The 2,266-nt window shown below is 45.1% G+C and carries 2 protein-coding genes; one reads left to right on the forward strand and one right to left on the reverse strand.

Annotation, left to right across the window (positions count from 1 at the left end; genetic code table 11):
* Positions 1–34: 34 nt before the first annotated feature.
* Positions 35–679 (forward strand): ferritin family protein, encoded by a 645-nt coding sequence (locus Q0277_RS00390; protein WP_297905172.1) that lies wholly within the window; start codon positions 35–37, stop codon positions 677–679.
* Between the two features lie 936 nt (positions 680–1,615).
* Here Q0277_RS00390 and Q0277_RS00395 read toward each other — a convergent pair.
* On the reverse strand, positions 1,616–2,266 hold a 651-nt coding region (locus Q0277_RS00395), incomplete at its 5' end, for a tyrosine-type recombinase/integrase (protein WP_297994359.1).

A 2,266-nucleotide genomic window follows, 5' to 3' on the forward strand; every position in this document is an offset into this window, starting at 1 on the left:
TATCATTCCCCAAAAATTTTGATAGGGAATTAAAATGAGACAGTACGAAACTTACAGATGCGACAAATGCGGCGCGGAGGTCGAGGTGCAAAAAGTAGGCGGCGGCGCGCTTAGCTGCTGCGGCGAGCCGATGAAATGTATCACCGAAGATCTGACTCAGGTAAATTTAATGAAGGCATTCGCAGGCGAGTCTCAGGCGCGCAACAAATACGATCTTTACGGCGATTTGGCCAAAGAGGCGGGCTTTCACGCCATCGCGCGACATTTTTACGAGGCTGCCGAAAACGAAAAATGGCACGCCAGAGCCGAGCTAAAGGCGCATCACGCGGCTGCGGGTATCCCGCTTGATAAGATGGATAAAAATCTGCTTGATGCCGCCGCCGGCGAGCGCTACGAGCACGAGAGCATGTATCCGAGCTTTGCTAAAATCGCGACCGAAGAGGGTAAAAAAGAGGTTGCGCGCCTTTTTAACGCTATTGGCAAGGTCGAGGAGGAGCACGAGCGCGAATACAACGAGCTTCAAAAGATTCTGCTAGAAGAGGGCTTTTTCGAGAGCTTCGACGAGGAAGTTTGGGTGTGCGAGGTCTGCGGTCACGTTCATCGCGGAAAGAAAGCTCCTGGCGCCTGTCCGCTCTGCAAGGCTCCGCGTGAGTATTTCAAAAAACAAAGGCTTGTCTGATTTGATGCTTGCGGCACAGCGTTTTTGCGATAGCTTTCGAAGCCGTCGCAAATCTCGTTTATTGTCGCGAGCCGATCGCTTAAATCTTGGCTTAAAATTTTGCGCGAGATTTCGTCTTTTTGCTCCTTTTTGCTGCGGACTCCGTGGCTAGACGAAATCTCGGGCTAAATTTATTTAGCCTAAACTCCTTTTCTTATCCCCCTAAGAAATGAAATCCTGCTCGCAAGAGCGGGATTTCTGTCGTAAAATAAATCTAAAATAAATCATGCCGATGATTTTATCTCTTTAAATTTTATTAGAAATTTCTATATGATTCCTGCGCTGTTTACGAAGCAAGCTTCGCGCCGGTAAATTTCGTAGCAAACTTTGGTGGCAATCTTTTGCGTCTTTAAATTTTAAGGAGAATTCGGTGCGATAAGAATTTGGAAGTAAATCAAACTATAAAATTTTGAGAGTTTAAATTTTAAATTAGGAATTCCATCCTTGCAGAATTTGCAGATAAATTTTATATCCGCTACCTCTTAATATGCCGTTTATCTTTTGCTTATAAAATCCTCGGATGAAATCCCGTATCGTCAAAATTTAAATGAAATTTTGCACTAAATTTATCTGGAATTTTAGGCAAAATTACATGAGAAAACCTAAAAAGTAAAATTATTCTATACTCCAAAAGAGTAAAATTTTAAATTTTTTGCAATCAAGCTCTAAGGCTCGCGCGTTAATTTAAAATTTTGCCAAGTTAAATTCTAAAGCTCGCAGGGTAAAATTTTTAGGTTTTGTTATGCGAGTATGAAAAACAAATTTCAGAATTTTTCAAAATAAAATTCCAAAACTTTTGTGAAATAATTTCCATAAGAATGATTTCAAAGTCGCATCAAAACGAGATTTAAAAAATCTCGCTCAAGCAAGCCTCGCGCCATCTCAAATTTTAAAATTTCACTCCTCGAATTCCTCCGCGACTTTCGCCGCAAGGCGCAGTTTATCGCTGTCAAAGTGGGTGTAGATGCGCGAAGTATTTAGGCTCGCGTGACCGAGGGCTTCTTGGACGAGCACGAGGTCCTTTTGCTTTTTGTAAAGCATCGTCGCGAAGGTGTGGCGCAGCATGTGGGCGCCGTTTTTTTCCTTGCGGATGCCCGCGCTCATTAAAATTTTCTCCACGATGCCGCTGACGTAGGCCTGGGTAAGCGGTGCGCCATTTTTGGTGACGAAAAGATAGCCCTCTTTGTTGGCAAAGTTCGTCTCCAGCGCGTTTAGATGCTCCTCGATCAGGTGTCGCTTGATCATTACGATGCGGTATTTGTTGCCCTTGCCGCGGATTCGGATGACGAAAAGATCGCCCTCGGGCGCGATATCTTTGCGCTTTAAATTTATCGCCTCGCCCACGCGGATGCCGGTGTAGACGATGATTTTTACGATCAGGCGGTTGCGGTGAGCAAAGGAGGGAAACTCGCTTAGATTTATCGCGTCCAAAAACCGCTTCAGCTCCTCCTCGCTCATAAACTCCGGAAGCTTCGTGCCGCGGCTGCCGCTAATGCCGCCCCAGTGTTTAAGCTCAATGCCGAAGTTATGCGAGGTGCCGTCCTGCTC

Source organism: uncultured Campylobacter sp. (assembly GCF_938030815.1).
In the GTDB taxonomy this organism is placed as follows: domain Bacteria; phylum Campylobacterota; class Campylobacteria; order Campylobacterales; family Campylobacteraceae; genus Campylobacter_B.